The 20377-nt window shown below is 72.8% G+C and carries 22 protein-coding genes; 13 read left to right on the plus strand and 9 right to left on the minus strand.

What is annotated here, in order from left to right; genetic code table 11:
- Window positions 1-79: 79 nt before the first annotated feature.
- From OUY22_RS03610 to tsaD, 6 genes are all read left to right on the plus strand, one after another.
- Complete coding sequence (locus OUY22_RS03610; RefSeq protein ID WP_270153263.1) at window positions 80-775, plus strand: hypothetical protein; 696 nt, start codon at window positions 80-82, stop codon at window positions 773-775.
- Window positions 776-777: 2 nt separating this feature from the next.
- The gene (locus tag OUY22_RS03615; RefSeq protein WP_270153264.1) at window positions 778-1311 is read left to right on the plus strand and encodes a class F sortase; all 534 of its coding nucleotides are present in this window, start codon (window positions 778-780) and stop codon (window positions 1309-1311) included.
- A 32-nt stretch (window positions 1312-1343) separates the two neighbouring features.
- Window positions 1344-2273 (plus strand): phosphotransferase family protein, encoded by a 930-nt coding sequence (locus tag OUY22_RS03620; RefSeq protein ID WP_270153265.1) that lies wholly within the window; start codon window positions 1344-1346, stop codon window positions 2271-2273.
- Window positions 2274-2437: 164 nt separating this feature from the next.
- Complete coding sequence (tsaB, locus tag OUY22_RS03625; RefSeq protein ID WP_270153266.1) at window positions 2438-3082, plus strand: tRNA (adenosine(37)-N6)-threonylcarbamoyltransferase complex dimerization subunit type 1 TsaB; 645 nt, start codon at window positions 2438-2440, stop codon at window positions 3080-3082.
- Window positions 3083-3093: 11 nt separating this feature from the next.
- Window positions 3094-3525, plus strand: a complete 432-nt coding sequence (gene rimI / locus OUY22_RS03630) for a ribosomal protein S18-alanine N-acetyltransferase (protein ID WP_270153319.1) — start codon at window positions 3094-3096, stop codon at window positions 3523-3525.
- Window positions 3518-4549, plus strand: a complete 1032-nt coding sequence (gene tsaD, locus OUY22_RS03635) for a tRNA (adenosine(37)-N6)-threonylcarbamoyltransferase complex transferase subunit TsaD (protein WP_270153267.1) — start codon at window positions 3518-3520, stop codon at window positions 4547-4549. Before rimI ends, tsaD begins: the two co-directional genes overlap by 8 nt.
- Before the next feature lie 42 nt (window positions 4550-4591).
- Here tsaD and OUY22_RS03640 read toward each other — a convergent pair whose 3' ends face one another.
- Both OUY22_RS03640 and OUY22_RS03645 read right to left on the minus strand, forming a co-directional pair.
- Entirely contained in the window at window positions 4592-6166 is a 1575-nt protein-coding gene (locus OUY22_RS03640; protein WP_270153268.1) for a coiled-coil domain-containing protein, read from the minus strand.
- Between the two features lie 190 nt (window positions 6167-6356).
- Window positions 6357-7529: a class I SAM-dependent methyltransferase gene (locus OUY22_RS03645; RefSeq protein ID WP_270153269.1), complete on the minus strand. Its 1173-nt coding sequence runs from the start codon at window positions 7527-7529 to the stop codon at window positions 6357-6359.
- 280 nt (window positions 7530-7809) lie between these two features.
- Here OUY22_RS03645 and groES point away from each other — a divergent pair, with 280 nt between their 5' ends.
- The 4 genes from groES to OUY22_RS03665 all read left to right on the plus strand — a co-directional run bounded on the left by groES (window position 7810) and on the right by OUY22_RS03665 (window position 10945).
- Window positions 7810-8121, plus strand: a complete 312-nt coding sequence (groES, locus tag OUY22_RS03650) for a co-chaperone GroES (protein ID WP_148036826.1) — start codon at window positions 7810-7812, stop codon at window positions 8119-8121.
- Between the two features lie 73 nt (window positions 8122-8194).
- Complete coding sequence (gene groL / locus OUY22_RS03655; RefSeq protein ID WP_270153270.1) at window positions 8195-9814, plus strand: chaperonin GroEL; 1620 nt, start codon at window positions 8195-8197, stop codon at window positions 9812-9814.
- Window positions 9815-10157: 343 nt separating this feature from the next.
- A complete protein-coding gene (locus tag OUY22_RS03660) occupies window positions 10158-10793 on the plus strand; it encodes a sigma-70 family RNA polymerase sigma factor (protein ID WP_270153320.1) in 636 nt (211 codons plus the stop codon).
- Window positions 10790-10945, plus strand: coding sequence for a hypothetical protein (locus tag OUY22_RS03665; protein ID WP_270153271.1), 156 nt, complete (start codon window positions 10790-10792; stop codon window positions 10943-10945). The genes OUY22_RS03660 and OUY22_RS03665 overlap by 4 nt, the downstream gene beginning before the upstream one ends.
- Here OUY22_RS03665 and OUY22_RS03670 read toward each other — a convergent pair.
- On the minus strand, window positions 10906-11283 hold the full coding sequence (locus tag OUY22_RS03670) for a DUF5319 family protein (RefSeq protein WP_270153272.1): 378 nt from the start codon (window positions 11281-11283) through the stop codon (window positions 10906-10908). The genes OUY22_RS03665 and OUY22_RS03670 overlap by 40 nt on opposite strands.
- Window positions 11284-11431: 148 nt before the next feature.
- On the opposite strand from OUY22_RS03670, the gene guaB reads away from it, so the two are divergent.
- Both guaB and OUY22_RS03680 read left to right on the plus strand, forming a co-directional pair.
- The gene (gene guaB, locus OUY22_RS03675) at window positions 11432-12913 is read left to right on the plus strand and encodes an IMP dehydrogenase (protein WP_270153273.1); all 1482 of its coding nucleotides are present in this window, start codon (window positions 11432-11434) and stop codon (window positions 12911-12913) included.
- Window positions 12914-12916: 3 nt separating this feature from the next.
- Complete coding sequence (locus OUY22_RS03680) at window positions 12917-14035, plus strand: GuaB3 family IMP dehydrogenase-related protein (RefSeq protein ID WP_270153274.1); 1119 nt, start codon at window positions 12917-12919, stop codon at window positions 14033-14035.
- Between the two features lie 17 nt (window positions 14036-14052).
- Here the strand turns inward: OUY22_RS03680 and OUY22_RS03685 are convergent, their stop codons facing one another.
- Both OUY22_RS03685 and OUY22_RS03690 read right to left on the minus strand, forming a co-directional pair.
- On the minus strand, window positions 14053-14823 hold the full coding sequence (locus OUY22_RS03685) for an alpha/beta fold hydrolase (protein WP_270153275.1): 771 nt from the start codon (window positions 14821-14823) through the stop codon (window positions 14053-14055).
- Window positions 14824-14962: 139 nt separating this feature from the next.
- Window positions 14963-15523, minus strand: a complete 561-nt coding sequence (locus tag OUY22_RS03690) for a TetR/AcrR family transcriptional regulator (RefSeq protein ID WP_270153276.1) — start codon at window positions 15521-15523, stop codon at window positions 14963-14965.
- A 58-nt stretch (window positions 15524-15581) separates the two neighbouring features.
- On the opposite strand from OUY22_RS03690, the gene OUY22_RS03695 reads away from it, so the two are divergent.
- The gene (locus OUY22_RS03695) at window positions 15582-16544 is read left to right on the plus strand and encodes a DsbA family protein (RefSeq protein WP_270153277.1); all 963 of its coding nucleotides are present in this window, start codon (window positions 15582-15584) and stop codon (window positions 16542-16544) included.
- A 3-nt stretch (window positions 16545-16547) separates the two neighbouring features.
- Here the strand turns inward: OUY22_RS03695 and OUY22_RS03700 are convergent, their stop codons facing one another.
- Genes OUY22_RS03700 through OUY22_RS03715 form a run of 4 tightly spaced genes read right to left on the minus strand, consistent with a single transcriptional unit; the run spans window position 16548 to window position 20293 of the window.
- Window positions 16548-17375 (minus strand): class II fructose-bisphosphate aldolase, encoded by an 828-nt coding sequence (locus OUY22_RS03700; protein ID WP_270153278.1) that lies wholly within the window; start codon window positions 17373-17375, stop codon window positions 16548-16550.
- Window positions 17376-17388: 13 nt separating this feature from the next.
- A complete protein-coding gene (locus OUY22_RS03705; RefSeq protein WP_270153279.1) occupies window positions 17389-18291 on the minus strand; it encodes a 1-phosphofructokinase family hexose kinase in 903 nt (300 codons plus the stop codon).
- Window positions 18291-19424, minus strand: a complete 1134-nt coding sequence (gene nagA, locus OUY22_RS03710) for an N-acetylglucosamine-6-phosphate deacetylase (RefSeq protein ID WP_270153280.1) — start codon at window positions 19422-19424, stop codon at window positions 18291-18293. The genes OUY22_RS03705 and nagA overlap by 1 nt, the downstream gene beginning before the upstream one ends.
- Entirely contained in the window at window positions 19421-20293 is an 873-nt protein-coding gene (locus tag OUY22_RS03715) for an SIS domain-containing protein (protein WP_270153281.1), read from the minus strand. Before OUY22_RS03715 ends, nagA begins: the two co-directional genes overlap by 4 nt.
- Window positions 20294-20377 lie beyond the last annotated feature (84 nt).

Raw genomic sequence — 20377 nt, forward strand, 5'->3', positions numbered from 1 at the left:
CGAAAATCTGGGTATTCAGGAATGCGGTGTCCACGAAACCGGTGGATACTCGTCAAGAGCGGCGGAGTGGGGTGCGGCGGTGCTCAGGGTCAAGCGAGTCGCGTACGCGGGGGCCATCCTCATGATCGGTGTCATGGGCTGCGCCGCCGAGGCGCAGACGCCCACGGGCAGCCCGACACCCGCCGACACCGGCAGTCCGGCAGGCTCGGTCGCGCCCACCGCGACCGCCACGACCACCGCCACCACGACCGCGACGACCACGGCGACGGCCACGCCCACGGTCTCCTCCATCTCGGTCCAGCTCAACCCCGACCGCGTCACCGCGGGCGAGAGTTCCACCGTGTGGATCCTGGCCAACTGCCCGGCGCCGCAGGGCGGGCCCGCCCACACCGGCACCGCCACCTCCCGGGCGTTCGTCAGCGGCGTCACGCTCAACCCGGCCCCTGCCGGCGGCACGCCGAGCCCGACCGGCAGCGCCGGGGGCGACTGGGTGCGCGGCCAGGCCCAGGTCTCCGGCACCGTCCGGCGCGGCTCGTACCGCGTGGACGTCAAGTGTGACGGCACCAACCACGCCGGTCGCGCGACCCTGCGCGTGGCGCGGCCCGAACCGCTGCCCAGCGACGTGCCCACCAGGGCGCCCAGGGCGGGCGGCGGCGGCACGTTCGGCCAGGAGGCCGACGAGGGCACGTCGATCCCGCTGGGCGGCGTGGGCGCGGCCCTCGGGCTCGCGCTGGTCGTCGGCGTCGGCGTGGCGGTCAAGCGCCGCCGGTCCTAGCCATGGCGGGTTCGGGACGGGTGGTGCTCGCGGGCGCCGTGACGGGCCTGGTGCTGGTCGCCTTCGGTCAAGGTCTGGGGCAGCCCGAGCAGGCGGCGGCCGCCGTGGTCCCCGAGAAGATCGGCATCCCGTCGATCGACGTCGAGGCGCCGCTGATGAAGCTCGGGGTCAAGGACGGCGAGGTCGAGCTGCCGCCTTACGAGAAGCCCGGGATGGCGGGCTGGTACACCGGCAGCGTGGTGCCGGGCGAGAAGGGCGCCTCGGTGATCATCGGCCACGTCGACACCAAGACCGAGCCGGCCGTGTTCTACAAGCTCCGTCACGTGCGCAAGGGCTCGACGGTGCGGGTCGAGCGGAGCGACGGCAAGGTCGTCACGTACAAGGTCGACGGCGTCGAGCAGGTCCACAAGGACCGGTTCCCGTTCCGCAAGGTGTACGTCGAGGACGGGCTCAAGCTCGTGACCTGCGGCGGCAGGTTCGACCGGGCCAAGGGCGAGTATCTCGACAACGTCATCGTGTACGCCTCGCCTGCCTGAAAAGCGGTTGCCCGTCACGCGACCATGGAGGCATGAGCGTACCGACGAACCCGCCCGCGACCGGCACGCGCGTGCCCTGGCTGGACGTGCATCCGCGCGTGCGCGCCGCGGTCGGGGACTTCCTGGGCGGCCGTGTGGTCGACGCGGTCACCCAGGACGGCGGTTTCTCCCCGGGCGCGGCCGTGCGGGTGCGCGCCGACGGCGGCCGGCGGGCCTTCGTCAAGGCCGTGGGCCCGGGGCCGAACCCGGACTCTCCCGGCATCTACCGGACCGAGGCCGCGATCGCCGCCGCGCTGCCCGCCTCCGTGCCCGCGCCACGGCTGCTCACGACGTTCGAGGTCGACGGCTGGGTGGCGCTCGTGTTCGAGGAGGTCGAGGGCCGCCACCCGGAGATCCCGTGGCGCCGTGACGAGCTCGACCTGGTGCTGGCGGCCGTCCGGCGGATGAGCGCCGAGTTGACGCCCGCGCCGATCGACGTGCCGGCGATCCAGGAACGGCTCGGCGACTCGTTCAGTGGCTGGCGCAAGCTGCTGGGCGAGGACACCACCGGGCTCGACCCGTGGGCGCTGCGCCATCTCGACGCGCTGGCCGCGCTGGAGTCCGGCTGGGGCGAGGCCGCCGCCGGTGACACGTTGCTCCATTCGGACCTGCGGGCCGACAACCTGCTGGTGTCCGGTGAGCGGGTGTACGTCGTGGACTGGCCGTGGGCGTGCCGGGGCGTCTCCTGGTTCGACCTGATGGCGATGCTGCCGTCGGTGGCGATGCAGGGCGGGCCGCCGCCGCACGAACTGCTGCCCGACCCGGACCCGGCGGTCACCGCGGTCCTGGCCGGGCTGGCCGGCTACTTCGTGCGGCAGAGCCGTCAGCCGAGCCCGCCGGGGCTGCCGACCGTGCGCGGGTTCCAGCACGCGCAGGGCGTCGTGGCCCTGGAGTGGCTCCGGCATCGCACCGGCTGGGCCTGAACAGGCCCACGACCCGGCCCGTGACCACGTACAGGCCAGGGGTCGCGTACAGGCCACGGGTCGCGTACAGGTCGGGGATGGCGGGCGGTGGCGCGGATCGTGCCCGGACCGGTGCGTTCGGTACGGGCGCGGGCGGGGGCGGGCCGCGGGTAGGCTAAACAGTCGTGCTGGTCCTGGCCTTTGACACCGCGACGCCCGCCGTCACCGCCGCTCTCCACGACGGCGAACGGGTGCTCGCCGAATCCACGACGATCGACGCCCGCCGTCACGGCGAGCTGCTCGCGCCGACCGTCGAGCGCGTCCTGTCCGAGGCGGGCGTGCGGCTGCGCGACGTGACCGCGGTCGTGGCCGGCCGCGGCCCCGGCCCCTACACCGGCCTGCGCGTCGGTCTGATGACCGCGCAGGCGCTGGCGGCCACGCTCGGCGTGCCCGCCCACGGCATCTGCACGCTCGACGTCCTCGCGTACGGCAGCGGCCTCGACGAGCCGTTCCTGGTGGCGACCGACGCGCGGCGCAAGGAGGTGTTCTGGGCCCGCTACGCCGACCTGCGCACCCGCCTCGACGGCCCGTCCGTCGACAGGCCCGCAGACGTGCCCGTCGAGGGCCTGCCGGTGGTCGGCGCCGGGGCGGGCCTCTACCCCGACGCCCTGGGCGCCGCCGCCGACCCGGCCTACCCGTACGCCGGGTTCCTGGCCGCCCTGGCGGCCGAGCGCATCGCGGCGGGAACGCCGCTCGACGAGGCCCGCCCGATCTACCTGCGCCGCCCCGACGCGGTCGTGCCGGGCGCGCCCAAGAAGGTGACGGCGTGAGACTGCGCCGGATGACCGAGGGCGACCTGCCGGAGGTCATGGCGATCGAGCGGGCCACGTTCCCGCTCGACGCGTGGAGCGAGGGCATGATGCGCGGCGAGCTGGCCGACCAGCCGCGCACCCGGCACTACGTGGTGGCCGTGGCCGACGACGTGATCGTCGGCTACGCCGGGGTCGCGGTCGCCTCCGACCAGGCCGACGTGCAGACGATCGCGGTGCTGGAGGCCCACCGCGCCGCGGGCGTCGGCGCCGCGATGCTCGACGAGCTGCTGGCCGAGGCGCGCCGGCGCGGAGCCCGGGAGATCTTCCTGGAGGTGCGGGAGGACAATCCCGTGGCGCGCCGCCTGTACGAGCGGTTCGGGTTCGAGCGCATCGGCGTCCGCCGTCGCTACTACGACGACGGCACCGACGCGATCACGATGAGGAGGAAGCTGGATGGCTGACGCACCGCTGGTCCTGGGCATCGAGACGTCCTGTGACGAGACAGGGATCGGCCTGGTCAGGGGCCACACGCTGCTGGCCAATACCATCGCCTCCAGCATGGACGAGCACGCCCGTTTCGGCGGGGTGGTGCCGGAGGTCGCCTCGCGCGCCCATCTGGAGGCCATGACGCCCACGGTGGACGCGGCGCTGGCCGCCGCCGGGGTGAAGCTGTCCGACGTCGACGCGGTGGCCGTCACCGCCGGTCCGGGGCTGGCCGGGGCGCTGCTGGTCGGCGTGGCCGCCGCCAAGTCCTACGCGCTCGGCCTGGGCGTGCCTCTCTACGGCGTCAACCACCTGGCCGCGCACGTCGCCGTCGACCAGCTCGAACACGGGCCGCTGCCCAAGCCCTGCATCGCCCTGCTGGTGTCCGGCGGACACTCCTCGCTGCTGCTGGTGCCCGACGTGGCCGAGGACGTGATCTCGCTCGGGTCGACCGTCGACGACGCGGCGGGGGAGGCGTTCGACAAGGTGGCGCGGGTGCTCGGGCTGCCGTTCCCCGGCGGCCCGTACATCGACAAGGCGGCCCGCGACGGCTCCGGCACGGCGGTCGCCTTCCCGCGCGGCAAGATCGACGACGGCACTCTCGACTTCTCCTTCTCCGGCCTCAAGACCGCCGTGGCCCGGTGGGTGGAGGCGCGGGAGGCCGGCGGCGAGCGCATCCACGTGCCCGACGTGGCGGCCTCGTTCCAGGAGGCGGTGGTCGACGTGCTGACCCGCAAGGCGCTGCAGGCGTGCCGCCAGTACGACGTGCACGACCTGCTCATCGGCGGCGGGGTGGCGGCCAACTCGCGGCTGCGCGCGCTGGCGCAGGAGCGGTGTGACGCGGCCGGCGTGCGGCTGCGGGTGCCCCGGCCGGGGCTGTGCACCGACAACGGCGCGATGGTGGCGGCGCTGGGCTCGGACCTGGTGGCGGCCGGGGTCGCGCCCTCGGCGCTGGACATCCCGGCCGACTCGTCGCTGCCCATCACGACCGTGCACGTCTGACGGCGCCGCCCGGTGAGCGCGAAGTAGGGGCGGGAGCCGGCGTCAGTCCTTGCTCCGGCTGGGCCGCAGCAGCGCCTCGGCCAGCGCCAGCATGGTCTCTTCCAGGGCGCCGAGGCGTTTGGTGAGGTCGGTGGTGGCGGGCTCGACGATGTCGGAGACGGTCTCGGCGAGCGTGTCGCGGTCGGGGCGGGAGCGGACGGTCTCGGCGAGCGAGGCCGCCGCCTCGGTCAGCCGTTCGCCGTGGGTGTCGAGCAGCTTGCCGATGCCCAGGGCCGCGGGCAGGCCGTCGATGCGCCGGCCGACCGCCTCCAGCGCCTCGCCGGCCTGCTCGGCTCGGGTGTTGAGGCCCGTCAGGTGGGCGTCGAGACCGTCGACCCGGTGGGTCAGGCGCTCCTCGGCCTGGCCCAGCCGCCCGTCGAGGCCGGTGAAGCGCTCCTCCTGGCGGCCCTCGGCCGCCTCCAGCCGCTGGTCCTGCGCGGTCAGGCGCTCGTCGACCGCGTCGAAGCGGCCCGCGTGGGCGGCCAGGCGGGCGTCGATGGTGTCGAACCGGCCGCCGTGGGCGGTCAGGCGCTCGTCCACCGCGTCGAACCGTCCGGTGAGGCGTGTGTCGATCGCGTCGAACCAGCCCGTGTGGGCGGTCAGCTCTTCGTCCAGCACGTCGAAGCGGCCCGCGTGGGCGGCCAGACGGGCGTCGATGGTGTCGAACCGGCCGGTGTGGGCGGTCAGGTGTTTGTGGAGCGCGTCGAGGCGGTTGGTGTGGGTGGTCACCCGGCCGTCCATGCCGCGCAGGCGGGCGTCGACGTCGGCCAGGCTCTCCTCGGCCGTCTCGAACCGGGCGTCGAGGGCCATGAGCCGGCTCTCCACCCGGTCGACCCGGCCGTCGACGCCGTCGAAGCGCCCGGACATGCTCTGGCCGAGCTCCTCGACGCGGGCCCCCACCTCCTGGGTGGCGTTCGCGATCCGCTCGTCGAAGGTGGCGGACAGGTCGAGCACCACGCCCTCGACGCGGTCGGTGCGCGCGTTGAGCTCGGCCAGCGACTTGTCGAGCCGGGTGAACCGGCCGGCCGCAGCCTCCATGCTCGTGCTCACCTGCGCCAGCTTGGCCGTGACGTCGCCCATCCGCCCGGCCAGGTCGCCGGTGAAGTCGAGGACCGTCTGCAGCCGGCCCAGCGTCTCCTCCATCCCCTCGCACACGGCGGTCACGTCGGCGCGCAGCTTCGGCAGCTCCATCACCGGGTGGACGCGCTTGCCGACCGACTCCACCGCGGAGTCGACCTCGCCGACCTGCTCGCCCACCGCGTCGACGTGGTCGCGCACCGCCTCGACGTGCTGAGCCAGCCCTTCGGCCCACATGGGCGGCTTGGCGGCGATGTCGTCCAGCCGGCCGCTGACGGTCGCCAGGGTGCCGCTCAGCCCGCCCAGCTCGCGCTCGCGCACCTCGCGCAGGAGCCATTCCATGCCCTCCAGCCGCTGACGGATCTCGTCGAGCACGGCCCCCTGCGTGCGCTGCTCGTACACGTGATCCTGCGCGGCCCGCGCCAGCAGCTCCCGCATCCGCTCCGAGATGGCCGTCTGGCCACCCGGCTGCAGCAGGGTGGTGTGGTTGGAATGGTCCACCGAAAGGCTCCTTCGCTGTCGACGGTCTGCCGCGTAGCGGTGGGATGGTCCGATTTGCAGATAAGAAGGAGAACGCGGCTCACCGCAATAGGGGGAGAACTCCCGTCCGTTCACCTTAGCCTCTGGATCAAGGTCCGTCAGGGGCGAGGAAAAACATCGCGCTTGCCGGTGAATCGCCCTGATTTGTCATTCACGCAGGTGAGCCGGGGTCGCAGATCAGGACGGTGGGCTTATCGGATACCCGCGTCAGAATGACCACGGCGGTCCTGTCGCCGGACAATCTCAGGTCTCCCCGCAGGCGTTCTATGTCCACCGCGGAGCCGCGTTTCTTGATGACCGCGTTGCCCACGCCGCGTTCCCTCAGCGCGGCCCTGAGCCGTTTCAGCGAGAACGGCATCACCTGCCGCACCTCGTAGCGGGCGGCCCACGGGGTGTCGACCGGCTCGTCGCCCGAGATGTAGGCGATCATCGGGTCGGGCAGCCACCCGCGCACCATCTCGGCCACCTCGCCGACCAGGTGCGCCCTGACGGCCGCCCCGTCCGGCTCGTAGACGTACCGCCCGACCGGCCCGGTGGCGGCCCGCACGCCGGTGGCGGTGAGCGTGTGCCCTCCCGGCAGCAGCGTGGCGCGCCGCGCCGCCTCCGGCGCGCGGCCGGTCCACAGCGTCGCCTCCTTCACCTCGCCCTTGTACGAGACCCACTCGGCCTCCGCGCCCTCGGGGATGAACTCGTACGGGATGCCGGGCGCGACCTTCACACAGCCCACCGGCGCCCGCCCCAGCAGGTCGAGCACCACCGGCCAGGGCGGCGAGTAGGCCATCGGGTCGAACGTGCGGCCCCGGGAGGTGCGCCGGGCGGGGTCGGCGAACAGCACGTCGTACGCCTCCGGTCGCACCTCGGCCGCGTCGCCCACCCGTACGCTCACCCGGTCGGACACCCCGAGAACCTCGGCGTTGGCGCCGGCCACGGCGACGGACAGCGGGTCGGTGTCCACCGCGTCCACCACGCACCCGGCCCTGGCCAGGGCGAGCAGGTCGCCTCCGATGCCGCAGCAGGCGTCGGCCACGCGCAGCCCGGGGGCCGCGCCCAGCCGGCGCGCCCGGTGGGCGGCGACCTCGGCCCTGGTCGCCTGCTCCAGGCCGTGGGGGGTGAAGAACATCCGGGCGGCGTCGGCGCCGAACTTGGCCACGGCCCGCTCGCGCAGCCGGGCCTGGGTGAGCGCGGCCGAGGTGAGGGCGGCGTCGTGGCTCCTGCGCAGCCGCGTGGCGGCGGCGACGGGGTCGGCGCCGGACAGCTCCTCCGCCTCGGCGAGCGCCGCGCGGCCACGCGGGGTGAGCAGGGCGGTGAAGGCGTCGAGATCCACGGCACACGACCGTACCGCCCGCCGGCCCGCCGGGGGCCGGGCGGCCGTAAGCTGGGACTCCGGCCGCCCCGGATCTTGGGCGGCCCACGTCAAAGGTCTGGCCGCGATCGCTCTCAGCAGACGCGTTCGTGTTGACTGTCAAGCCCCTCTTGCATATGTTTCCTGTTGGCACTCTCCCCTTGAGAGTGCCAACGTGCGACGAGGCAGGTCTGGCACCCGCGACGGCAGGCCCCGCTGGTCGCCTCTTCTAATCAGTCACATCTGAAGGGGAGGTCCGATCGTGACGACCGCCACCAAGGTTCCCGTTAAGCCGCTCGGCGACCGCATCGTGGTGCAGCCGCTTGAGGCAGAGCAGACGACCGCTTCCGGCCTGGTCATTCCCGACACCGCCAAGGAGAAGCCGCAGGAGGGCAAGGTCCTCGCGGTGGGCCCGGGCAACTGGGACGAGGACGGCGAGAAGCGGATTCCGCTCGACGTGAGCGAGGGCGACATCGTCCTCTACAGCAAGTACGGCGGCACCGAGGTCAAGTACGGCGGTGAGGAGTACCTCGTGCTCTCCGCCCGCGACGTTCTCGCGATCATCGAGAAGTAAGCCGGATGTGTCGGGCCCCGGGCGCTCTTGAGGCACCCGGGGCCTTCGACGCCAGGAGAGGACTTTCAGCAAAATGGCGAAGATCCTGGAATTCGACGAGGATGCCCGTCGCGCGCTCGAGCGCGGCGTCAACGCCCTCGCGGACGCCGTGAAGGTAACGCTCGGCCCCCGTGGCCGCAACGTCGTCATCGACAAGAAGTTCGGTGCACCGACGATCACGAACGACGGCGTGACCATCGCTCGGGAGATCGAGCTGGAGGAGCGCTACGAGAACCTCGGCGCCCAGCTCGCCAAGGAAGTGGCCACCAAGACCAACGACATCGCGGGTGACGGCACCACCACCGCGACGGTCCTGGCCCAGGCCATGGTCCGCGAGGGCCTGCGCAACGTCGCGGCCGGCGCCTCGCCGCTGTCGCTCAAGCGCGGCATCGACCGGGCCGCCAAGGAGGTCAGCGACAAGCTGCTCGCCTCCGCCCGTCAGGTCGAGGACAAGAAGGAGATCGCCAACGTCGCGACGATCTCCGCCCAGGACGCCAAGATCGGCGAGCTCATCGCCGAGGCGTTCGACAAGGTCGGCAAGGACGGCGTGCTGACCGTCGAAGAGTCCAACGCCATGGGCATGGACCTGGAGTTCACCGAGGGGCTCCAGTTCGACAAGGGCTACCTGTCGGCCTACATGGTCACCGACACCGAGCGCATGGAGGCCGTCCTGGAGGACGCCTACATCCTGCTCACCCAGGGCAAGATCTCCTCCATCGCCGACTTCCTGCCGCTGCTGGAGCAGATCGCCCAGACCAAGAAGCCGCTGCTCGTGGTCGCCGAGGACGTCGAGGGCGAGGCCCTGGCCGTCCTGGTCACCAACAAGATCCGCGGCACCTTCACCTCCGTCGCCGTCAAGGCTCCGGGCTTCGGCGACCGCCGCAAGGCGATGCTGCAGGACATGGCCATCCTCACCGGCGGCCAGGTCGTCAGCGAGGAGATCGGCCTCAAGCTGGAGAACGTCGGCCTGGAGGTGCTCGGCACCGCCCGTCGCGTGGTGATCGACAAGGACAGCACCACGATCGTCGACGGCGCCGGCGACCCCGCCGCCATCGAGGACCGCGTCAAGGAGATCAAGCTCGCCATCGAGCAGTCGGACTCCGACTGGGACCGCGAGAAGCTCCAGGAGCGCCTGGCCAAGCTGGCCGGCGGTGTGTGCGTGCTGCGCGTCGGCGCGGCCACCGAGGTGGAGCTCAAGGAGAAGAAGCACCGCCTGGAGGACGCGATCTCCGCGACCCGCGCCGCCATCGAGGAGGGCATCGTCTCCGGCGGCGGCTCGGCGCTGATCCACGTCTCCAAGGAGCTCGACGACCTCGGTCTGTCGGGCGACGAGGCGACCGGCGTGAACATCGTGCGCCGCGCCCTCGTCGAGCCGACCCGCTGGATCGCCGAGAACGCCGGCCTGGAGGGCTACGTCGTCACGCACAAGGTGACGGAGCTGTCCGCCGGTCACGGCCTCAACGCCGCCACCGGCGAGTACGGTGACCTGATCGGCCAGGGCGTCATCGACCCGGTCAAGGTGACCCGTTCGGCGGTGCAGAACGCCGCCTCGATCGCGGGCATGCTGCTGACGACCGAGGCGCTGGTCGTCGACAAGCCCGAGGAGGAGGCTCCGGCCGCCGGCCAGGGCCACGGTCACGGCCACGGCCACTGACCCTCAGGCTCCTCACGGCCCGCACCGGCTCCGGTGCGGGCCGTCGCCGTTTTCGGGCCTCGGCTCCGACGCTTTCTCTTCGGATATTCTTTCGAACGGGTTAGTGCTATGTCATGTAGCGGGCGGCGAATCTTGAGGGAGAATGTCGGACTAATTGGTAAACCGTCGGTGGGAGTCAAGCGTCTCGCTCTGACAAATGTCATGCGTACCTGGTTATTTGCTGAAATATCCGGCCCCATCACAGCCTTAGTGTAGTCCGTCGATTACGCGTAGTTATCGTCGCGTCAATGTGACCAATCCGTAGCCTCTCGTCATGACGACAGGCCGGATCAACGCGGGCATCATGCCTATCGTGAGCGAGGGAAGCGTCGCCGACGCCAAAATTGGGGTAAGGCTCGCGTCGAGACTTCCGGCACGGACGGATGACTCCGACCTAAGGGAACTGACGAGCCTCGCCGTGCAAGGCGATCGCACCGCGATCGAATCCTTGCTCGGCGAGTTGCGTCCGATGGTGGTGCGCTATTGCCGCGCCAGGCTGGGCAGGGTGTCAGGGCAATATCACATCGCCGACGACGTGGCCCAGGAAGTGTGCATCGCGGTCCTGTCCGCGCTGCCGCGGTACCGCGACATGGGACGGCCGTTCGCGTCGTTCGTGTTCGGGATCGCCTCGCACAAGGTGGCCGACGCGCTGCGCAGCTCCGTGCGCTCGGCCGTGCCGACACAGGACCTGCCCGACGGCCCCGACGACGGGCCGGGGCCGGAGGAGACCGTCGTCCGCTACATCGAGGTGGAGCACGCCCGCCGCCTGCTCGCGCGGCTGCCGCGCAACCAGCGTGAGCTGCTGCTGTTGCGGGTGGTGTCGGGGCTGTCGGCCGAGGAGACGGGTAATGTACTCGGCATGTCACCAGGCGCCGTACGCGTCGCCCAGCACCGGGCGCTCGCCAGGCTGAGGCAGATGGCCGAGCTGGAGTCCGCTTGACGCCAGAGGAAGAGAGCGACGCGCTGCTCGACGCGCTCGCCGCCGGAGAGCTGCCCGACAGCGCCGACCCGGCCGCCCGGGTGCTCGCCGTCCTGGTCGGCGAGGTCCTCGATCAGCGGCGCTCCTCGGTGTCGATGACACCGTCGACGTAGCCTCTGGCGTACTCCCAGGTGACGTAGTCGGCCGGGTCCGGATGGAACGCGGGCTCGTGCACCTGCGGCCGGCCCTGCTCGATCATCTGGCGCAGGTTGCCGCGCAGCAGATCCCAGTCGAAGAAGTGCTGCTCGCCGCACTCCGGGCAGTCGAGCACGAGCCCCAGCACCCCCTGCGGCTCCAGCAGGGAGCGGAAGACCTCCACGTCGGCCAGGTCGGTGATCGCCTCGTCGCGCTCGGCAGCGGTCAGCGGCTCGGCGTCGTCGAGCCGGCCCATCGCGGAGGACGGGTCGTCGGGGTCATCCGCGAACGGGTCGCGGGGGACGTCTTCCGGCACCTTCCCACCATATGACCGAGGCGGCGGCTTCGGCGGTCATTGACCGAGCCATCACTCCGTGTGAGACCGGCGACTCCCGGCATCCTTGCGGTTTGGGTTCACCCTCTAGACTTGACGTCATCAGACGAGGCAGGGGAGGGGCCGCGGCATGTCCAAGTTCACGGAGACGGGTCTGACATTCGACGACGTGCTGCTGGTGCCGGCATATTCCGATCTCCAGCCGGGCGAGGCCGAGACCAGGACCCGCCTGTCGCGCCGCATCACGCTCAACATCCCGCTGGTCTCCGCCGCCATGGACACCGTGACCGAGGCCCGCATGGCGGTGGCCATGGCTCGCCAGGGCGGGATCGGCATCCTGCACCGCAACCTGTCGATCGAGGAGCAGGCCCAGCAGGCCGACCTGGTCAAACGGTCCGAGGCCGGCATGGTCACCAACCCGGTGACGTGCAACCCGGACGACACGCTGGCCGACGTCGAGCGGCTGTGCGCGACCTACCGCATCTCCGGCGTGCCGGTCACCGACGCGTCGGGCATCCTCGTCGGCATCGTGACCAACCGCGACATGCGCTTCGAGACCGACCACACGCGTCCCGTACGCGAGGTCATGACGAAGATGCCGCTGGTCACCGCCCCGGTCGGGGTGTCGCGTGACGACGCGTTCTCCCTCCTGCGCCGTAACAAGATCGAGAAGCTGCCCCTCGTCGACTCCGGCGGCAGGCTGCGCGGCCTCATCACGGTCAAGGACTTCACCAAGAGCGAGCAGTACCCCCTGGCCACCAAGGACGCCGACGGCCGGCTCGTCGTCGGGGCCGCCGTGGGCGTCGGCGGCGACGCCGAGAGCCGCGCCAGGGCGCTGATCGAGGCCGGGGTCGACGTCGTCGTGGTGGACGTGGCCCACGGTCACTCCAAGGGCCTGGCCGACATGATCGGCATGATCAAGGCCAACGCCAAGGTCGACGTGATCGGCGGCAACATCGCGACCAGGGCCGGCGCCCAGATGCTGGTCGACGCGGGCGCCGACGCGGTCAAGGTGGGCGTGGGCCCCGGCTCCATCTGCACCACCCGCGTGGTCGCCGGCGTGGGCGCGCCCCAGATCACCGCCATCCACCAGGCGTCGCTCGCCTGCGCCCCGGCGGGCGTGCCGGTCATCGGCGACGGCGGGCTGCAATACTCCGGCGACATCGCCAAGGCCATCGCCGCCGGCGCCGACTCGGTCATGCTCGGCTCGCTGCTGGCCGGCTGCGAGGAGTCGCCCGGCGAGCTGATCTTCATCAACGGCAAGCAGTTCAAGTCCTACCGCGGCATGGGCTCGCTGGGCGCGGTGCGCAACCGCGAGCGCGGCGGCACCTCGTTCAGCAAGGACCGCTACGCGCAGGCCGAGGTCGGCGGCGAGGACAAGTACATCCCCGAGGGCATCGAGGGTCAGGTGCCCTACCGCGGGCCGGTCGCCGCCGTCGCCCACCAGCTCGTCGGCGGGCTGCGCCAGGGCATGTGGTACGCGGGCTGCCGCACCATCGAGCAGATGCACACCCGCTGCGAGCTGATGCCGATCACCGCGGCCGGTCTCAAGGAGAGCCATCCCCACGACATCCAGATGACCGTGGAAGCTCCTAACTATCACAGAAGGTAATCAATGACTCAGCAGGTGGAGATCGGCCGGGGCAAGTCGGGCCGCCGGGCGTACTCGCTCGACGAGATCGGCCTCGTGCCCTCGCGGCGCACCCGCGATCCGGAAGAGGTCTCGATCGCCTGGCAGATCGACGCGTACCGGTTCGAGCTGCCCGTCGTCGTCGCCCCGATGGACAGTGTCGTCTCGCCCGCCACCGCGATCGCGATCGGCCGGCTCGGCGGTCTCGCCCCGCTCGATCTCGAAGGCCTCTGGACCCGCTACGAGGACCCGACCTCGCTGCTGGAGGAGTGCGCCTCCCTCAGCGCGGAGGCGGCCACCCGGCGGCTCCAGGAGATCTACGCGGCCCCGATCAAGGAGGAGCTGATCGGGCGGCGCATCGAGGAGATCAGGGACGCGGGCGTGACCACCGCCGTCCGGCTGTCGCCGCAGCGGACCGTCCAGTACCACAAGACGGTCATCGACGCCGGCGTCGACATCTTCGTCATCCGCGGCACCACGGTCTCCGCCGAGCACGTCTCCGGCCGCGCCGAGCCGCTGAACCTCAAGCAGTTCATCTACGAGCTCGACGTGCCGGTCATCGTCGGCGGCTGCGCCACCCACACCGCGGCCCTCCACCTGATGCGCACCGGCGCCGCGGGCGTGCTGGTCGGCTTCGGCGGCGGCGCCTCCCACACCACCCGCAACGTGCTGGGCGTCGCGGTGCCGATGGCGACCGCGATCTCCGACGTGGCGGCGGCCCGCCGCGACTACATGGACGAGTCCGGCGGCCGCTACGTGCACGTCATCGCCGACGGCGGCATGGGCACCTCCGGCGACATCGCCAAGGCCATCGCCTGCGGGGCCGACGCGGTCATGGTCGGCTCGCCGCTGGCCAGGGCCGTCGAGGCGCCGGGACGCGGGTTCCACTGGGGCTCCGAGGCCCACCACCCCGACCTGCCGCGCGGCCGGCGGGTCGAGTTCGGCTCGGTCGGCACGCTGGAGCAGATCCTGCACGGCCCGTCGAGCGTGGCCGACGGGTCGATGAACCTCATGGGTGCGCTCAAGCGGACGATGGCCTCCACGGGCTACTCCGACATCAAGGAGTTCCAGCGGGTGGAGGTCGTGGTCGCCCCGACCCGATAGCCGCCGCGCGCCCGTCGTCAGCCGGTGAAGAAGGCGGTCAGCGCCGGGGCGAGCGCGTCAGCCTGGACGTCGTGGGTCTGCCCGTCCAGCGACCGGTGCTCCGCCGTGGGGATGGCGTCGGCCGTGTCCCTGGCAGCCCGCTGGAGCGCGTCGGGGCTGGCCGCGCCGGAGAGCACCAGGGCCGGGACCGTGATCGCCGACGCCAGGTCGCGCGGGACCTGGCCGCCGCAGAGCAGTTCGTCGTCGTACGCGAGCGTCGGCGCGATGGCCTCCAGCGCCGGCCACATGGGCTGGCCGCGCATGCCGTCGACGGCCTGGGGCGGCATGCCGACATGGGCCATGAACAGCGCCACGGCGTCGCCCCGGCGCCCGGCGGCGAGCGCCTCACGCAGGTCGGCCGTGTACCCGGCGTTGCCGGGGCCCTCGATGAACGGCGGCTCGTACAGGGCGAGCCTGGTGATGCCGGAGCCGGTGGCCGCGGCCCTCATCGCGAGGGCGGCGCCGGACGAGATGCCGTACACGTACGCCTCGCCGTCCGCCTCGTCGATCACCGCCTTGAGGTCCTCGACCTCGCGGTCGGGCGCGTACGGCGGGGTGTCGCCGCTCTCCCCGCGCCCGCGCCGGTCGTAGGCGTGGACGGTGAACGACGAGCCGAGCAGGGCGGCGAGCGGGCGCATCGGGCCCGCCGCGCGGTAGCACATGGCGCCGTCGACGAGGACGAGCGCGGGGCCGCTGCCGGAGCGCTCGTAGCTGATCAGGGTGCCGTCGGGTGAGGTGACTGCGGGCATGGTCGCGCTCCTTGGGGGCTTGCGGGGTGAGGCCGGCAGGACGGGCGTCTCCCACCCGGTCATGCAGGGGAACAGCGGCTCGGGCGAGTACGCACCGGTAGATCATCTCACCGGTCCCGGACCTGACGTCAGACGGTTGTCAGGGCATGCGGAAGAGCCGCCAGAAAGCCAGCGCGACCTCAGCAGGAGGGGTGTCGCGCGGGCCGGTCACCCAGTGGGCGATCACGCCGGTCAGGGCTCCGGCGAGATAGGCGGCGTGCACGCCGGGCGGCACGTCGGTGTGACCGCCCGGCCGTGAGCCGGCGGCGAAGCGGGCCTCCAGCTCGCCGGTGAGGCGCTCCCTGAGCCGGGCGCAGAAGCGCGGGCTGCCCTGGCCGCCGAGCATGCACGCGTACAGCTCGGCGTTCTCGGAGACGTGCGCGAAGAGCGTGGTCAGCGGCTCGGGGGCGTGGTCGCGCGGCGCGTCCAGCGGGCAGAGGGCGGCGGCCCCGGCCACCTCGGCGACCGCCTCCTCCATGGCGTCGGCGGCCAGCGCGTCGACGTCGGGATAGTGCAGGTAGAACGTGGCGCGGTTGACCCCGGCCCGGCCGGCGACGGCGGAGACGGTGAGGGCGCTCAGGTCGCGCTCGACGGCCAGGTCGAGGACGGCGGCGCGCAGGCTCGCCCGGGTGCGCTGGGCGCGCGGATCGTCGGGGTTCACGGCCGTAACTATACGACATTTGTTGCTTAATCAACAGTTGTCGCATACATTCGACGGCATGCGTATCGAGATCTGGGCCGACGTGGTGTGCGGCTGGGCCTACATCGGCAAGCGGCGGGTGGAGAAGGCCGTCGAAGGGCTGGACGTCGAGGTCGTGTGGCGGCCGTTCCGGATCGACCCGATGGCGCCCGCGCAGGCGGTCCCCCACGAGGAGGCGATGGCCGACCCGATGGCCGACGACGCCCTGCGCCGGTGCGCGCCCGGTCTCACCCCCGGCGAGAACCGCGTGCGGATGTCACTCGTCGCCGCCGAGGAGGGCTTCGGCTGGACCTGGGGCCCCGCCTGGCGGGCGGACAGCCACGACGCCCACCGCCTGATCGCCCTCGCCCTGGAGCACGGCGGCCCCGCCCTCCAGGACGCGGTGGCCGAACGGGTGATGAAGGCCCACTTCCTCGACAAACTCGACATCAGCGACCGCGCGACCCTCCACCGCCTCGCCGCCGAGTCGGGCTTCGCCGCAGCGGGCGCGCTGCTCGACGCCGGGGAGGGCGACGAGCTCGTACGGGAGCTGCTGCTCAAGGGCAAGGCCATCGGCGTGACGACGTCGCCGACCATCGTCGCCGGATCGCAGGCGCTGGCCGGGGCCCAGCCGCCCGAGGTGATCAGGGAGTTCGTGCTCGCGGCGACGCCCGCGCGGCCGCTGCCCGCCGAGGTGGAGCGCTACCGGCACGCGGAGTCACTGCTCGACCAGCGCGACCCGCTCGGCGCACTGGTGATGCTCAAGCCGCTGCTCGGCGAGCACGGCGACGACCGCAACGTGCTCCTGCTCACCGGGCGCGCCTACTACCTGTCCGCCCAGCTCGGCCGGGCCCGCGAGACGCTGGAGCGGCTGGTCGCGGCGGCGCCGGACGACGCGTACGCGCGCCACCTGCTCGGGCGCACCCTCCAGCGCCAGGGCCACGCCGACGAGGCGGCCCCGCACCTGCGGATGGCGGCGGCCATGGCGCCGGAGTACGCCTGACGGTCAGGCCAGGCTGAGCACGCCGAGCAGGTGGGCGACCTCGCGGGCGACGGCGTCCCTGCCGGACCTGACGTACTTGCGGGGGTCGACCACCCGGGCGTCGCGGGCCAGGTGGTCGCGGACGGCTCCGGTGAACGCCTGGTTCAGGTGGGTGGCGATGTTGATCTTCTTCATGCCGTGCCGTACGGCCGCGCGCAGGGTGTCGTCGGGCACCCCCGAGGAGCCGTGCAGGACCAGCGGGACCGGCAGCGCGGCCCGCAGTTCGGCGATGAGCGCCAGGTCGAGCACCGCCTCCTTGGTGGTCATGGCGTGCGAGGTGCCCACCGCGACGGCCAGCGCGTCCACGCCCGTCGCGGCCACGTAATCGGCCGCCTCGTGCGGCTTGGTGCGGGCGCCGGGGGCGTGTACGCCGTCCTTGCCGCCCACCTCGCCCAGCTCGGCCTCCACCCAGACGCCGCGCGCGTGGCACCAGGCGGTCACCTCGGCGGTGGCGGCCACGTTCGCCTCGTCGGGCAGCGCGGAGGCGTCGAACATCACCGAGCCGATCCCGAGCGTCACCGCCTCCTCGACCAGCGCGCGGTCGGTGGCGTGGTCCAGGTGCACCGCGACCGGCACCGCGGCGGCGCGGGCGACGGCCAGCGAGGCGAGCGCCACCGGTTCCAGCGCGCCGTGGTAGCGCACGCAGTTCTCGCTGATCTGCAGCACCACGGGCACGCCCGCGGCCTCGGCCCCGGCCACGATGGCGGTGGCGTGCTCCAGCTGGATCACGTTGAACGCGCCCACCCCGGCGGGGGACTGGCGGATGACGTCGCCGATGGCGGTGAGCGGCATGAGGGGGACTCCTTCAGACGATCTCGATCAGGGGGTGGACGGCCTCGTACACGCCCGCGTCGAAGGCGCCGGCGACCGGCGCGGCCACCGCGGCGGCGCCCAGCGCGGCCGCCCGCCGCAGCAGCTCGGGCCAGGCGCAGGGGGACACCAGGCCGAGCGCCAGCCCGGCCACCAGCGCGTCGCCGGCCCCGGTGGGGTTGCCCTCGACGGCGTACGGCATGCGGGCGCGGTACGTGCCCTCGCCCGTGACGGCCAGCACCCCGGCCGCGCCCAGCGACACGACCACGGCTCCGGCGCCCTGCTCGCGCAGCGCCTCGGCGCCCTCCTCGGGTTCATCCAGCCGGACGGCCCTGGCCAGCTCCTCGGCGTTGGGCTTGACGACGGCGGGGCGGCCGCCGGGCGCGTGGCGGAGCGGCTCGCCGTCGGCGTCCACGATCGCGGGCACGCCCCGCTCGCGGGCGAAGGCGGCCAGGGTGGCGTACGTCGTCGCGGGCAGCCCCTGCGGCAGGCTGCCGGACAGCACGACGGCCCGCGCCTCGCGCAGCAGCGCCTCGTACGTGCGCAGGAAGTCGGCGAACTCGTCCGCGCCCACCCGCGGCCCCGGCTCGTTGAAGAGCGTGTGCCCGCCGGGCTCGGCGACGACCAGCGTGGTGCGGGACTCGCCGGCGACCGGCACCAGCGCGTGCGTCAGGCCGGCGGCCCGCAGGTCCTGCTCCACGGCCCGGCCGGTGGCGCCGCCGGCCAGGCCGGTGACCAGCACCTCCTCGCCGAGCGCGGCCAGCACCCGGGCCACGTTGACGCCCTTGCCGCCCGCGCGCCGGTGGACGGCGGCGACGCGGTTGACCCCGTCCCAGGAGACCGGCGGGGTCTCGTAGGTGACGTCGAGCGCCGTGTTGAGCGTCACGGTGACGATCATCAGGGCTCCGTGACCCAGTCGCCGCGTCTCATCACGCCCGCCACCTCCAGGTCGCCGGAGAGCACCACCAGGTCGGCGTGCTTGCCGACGGCGATCGAGCCCACGCGGTCGGCCAGGCCGAGCGCGCGGGCGGGCGTCAGCGAGGTCGTGGCGGACGCCTCCGGCAGCGACAGGCCCAGCTCCTGCACGGCCCGGCGGAAGGCGACGTCCATGGTGAGGGTGGAGCCCGCGATGGAGCCGCCCTCGGCCAGCCGCGCCACCCCGTCCAGCACCCGCACCCGCATCGGCCCGAGGAGGTACTCGCCGTCGCTCAGCCCGGTCGCCGAGATCGAGTCGGTGACCATCGCCACCCGCCCGGCCCCGGCCACCGCGCAGGCCAGCCGGAGCATGGCCGGGTGCACGTGCACGCCGTCGTTGATCAGCTCGACCGTCACCCGCTCGTCCTGCAGCAGCGCCGCGATCGGGCCGGGGGCGCGGTGGCCGAGCTGCGGCATCGCGTTGTAGAGGTGGGTGGCGACGGTGGCGCCCGCCTCGATGCCGGCCAGCGTCCGCTCGTAGCCGGCCTCGCTGTGGCCGAGCGCCGCGATCACGCCCGCGGCGGCCGCGGCCCGGATCACGTCGAGCGCGCCCGGCAGCTCCGCCGCGATGGTGAGCATCCGCAGGTGCCCGCGCCCCGCCTCGACCAGCCCGGCGAACTCGGCGGGCGACGGCTCGCGGAGCAGCTCGGGGTCGTGCGCGCCGCAGCGCGCCCTGGCCAGGTACGGGCCTTCGAGGTGGATGCCGGCCAGCAGGCCGTCGTCGCACAGCTCGGCCAGTGACGCGACGGCCCTGGCCAGCCGTTCGGGGGTGTCGGTGACCAGGCTGGCCATCATCGTGGTGGTGCCGTGGCGCTGGTGCAGCGCCACCGCGTCGCGTGCCCCCTCCTGCTCGCCGCTGGGGAAGGAGCCGCCCGCTCCGCCGTGGTTGTGCAGGTCGACGAAGCCGGGCACGACGTGCCGGCCGCCCAGGCTGTGGCCGGGCCGGGGGGCGGCTCCGTGACCGACGTGGGTGATGCGGCCGTCTTCGATGGTCAGCCACCCCTCGTGCACTCCGTCGGGGGTCACGATGCGGGCGTCGGCGAGAGTGAGGCTCATGGAGAAAGGATCACAGATCGGGTCAGGTGGAGGGGCTCGTCGGGGTTCAGTCCTCGGGCGAACGCCCTGGCCACCGCCACCCGCTGGGCGCGGACCAGCTCGGCCATCGGGTCCAGGCCGCTCTCGACGAACGTGCCGCCGGTCGCCTCCACCTGGGCCCGCAGGCCCTCGGGGGCGGCGCCGAGCATCCAGGTGACGCGGCCGGGGCCGGCGATGCTGATCGGGCCGTGGCGGTATTCCATCGCCGGGTAGGCCTCGGTCCAGGACCGGGACGCCTCGCGCATCTTCAGCGCGGCCTCCTGCGCCAGCCCGACGGCCCAGCCGGTGCCGAGGAAGGTGACCTGCTCGGCGCTGATCAGCTCGTCCGGCAGCGGCTCGGCCAGGGCCCGCTCGGCGTCGGCGACGACCGGCCCGAGGTCCTCGCCGAGGCCGGCGCGGAGCATGGCCAGCTGCGTGGTGGCGAACCGGGTCTGCACGACCGAGCGCTCGTCGGCGTAGTCGAGCACGATCACCTGGTCGGCGGCGCGCATGATCGGCGTCTCGGGGTCGGCGGTGATGGCCGTGGAGGGGGTGTCCCACCTGGACAGCAGGTCGAGCACCTCGGTGGTGGTGCCGGAACGGGTCAGCGCGAGCACCCGGTCGTAGCGGCGCCCGGAGGGGGCTTCGGAGGCGGCGAACGCGTCGGTCTCGCCCTGCCCGGCGCGCTCGCGGAGCGTCGCGTACGCCATGGCGACGAACCATGAGGTGCCGCAGCCGATGACGGCGACCCGCTCGCCGGGGCGGGGGAGCGCGTGGGCGGGGACGTCCGCGACGGCCCGGCGCCAGCACTCGGGCTGGGAGGCGATCTCGGCTTCGGTATGGGTGGACACCGCTACCTCCGTAATGCTCGTTTCTGCATTTTTTATAGCATGAATACGCAAATTTGGGCACCTGTGGCTCCGGGTGCGCGGGTG

Origin of the sequence: Nonomuraea corallina, from assembly GCF_027620315.1 — a bacterium.
Taxonomy (GTDB): domain Bacteria; phylum Actinomycetota; class Actinomycetes; order Streptosporangiales; family Streptosporangiaceae; genus Nonomuraea; species Nonomuraea corallina.

Bases quoted from the DNA above. Each gene is read 5' to 3' on its own strand.
- OUY22_RS03705 (WP_270153279.1), bottom strand. From the start codon at position 18,291: ATGATCGTCACCGTGACGCTCAACACGGCGCTCGACGTCACCTACGAG.
- guaB (WP_270153273.1), top strand. From the start codon at position 11,432: ATGTCCAAGTTCACGGAGACGGGTCTGACATTCGACGACGTGCTGCTG.
- nagA (WP_270153280.1), bottom strand. From the start codon at position 19,424: ATGAGCCTCACTCTCGCCGACGCCCGCATCGTGACCCCCGACGGAGTG.
- OUY22_RS03620 (WP_270153265.1), top strand. From the start codon at position 1,344: ATGAGCGTACCGACGAACCCGCCCGCGACCGGCACGCGCGTGCCCTGG.
- OUY22_RS03615 (WP_270153264.1), top strand. From the start codon at position 778: ATGGCGGGTTCGGGACGGGTGGTGCTCGCGGGCGCCGTGACGGGCCTG.
- groL (WP_270153270.1), top strand. From the start codon at position 8,195: ATGGCGAAGATCCTGGAATTCGACGAGGATGCCCGTCGCGCGCTCGAG.
- tsaD (WP_270153267.1), top strand. From the start codon at position 3,518: ATGGCTGACGCACCGCTGGTCCTGGGCATCGAGACGTCCTGTGACGAG.
- OUY22_RS03660 (WP_270153320.1), top strand. From the start codon at position 10,158: ATGCCTATCGTGAGCGAGGGAAGCGTCGCCGACGCCAAAATTGGGGTA.
- OUY22_RS03685 (WP_270153275.1), bottom strand. From the start codon at position 14,823: ATGCCCGCAGTCACCTCACCCGACGGCACCCTGATCAGCTACGAGCGC.
- OUY22_RS03700 (WP_270153278.1), bottom strand. From the start codon at position 17,375: ATGCCGCTCACCGCCATCGGCGACGTCATCCGCCAGTCCCCCGCCGGG.
- OUY22_RS03695 (WP_270153277.1), top strand. From the start codon at position 15,582: ATGCGTATCGAGATCTGGGCCGACGTGGTGTGCGGCTGGGCCTACATC.
- rimI (WP_270153319.1), top strand. From the start codon at position 3,094: ATGACCGAGGGCGACCTGCCGGAGGTCATGGCGATCGAGCGGGCCACG.
- OUY22_RS03680 (WP_270153274.1), top strand. From the start codon at position 12,917: ATGACTCAGCAGGTGGAGATCGGCCGGGGCAAGTCGGGCCGCCGGGCG.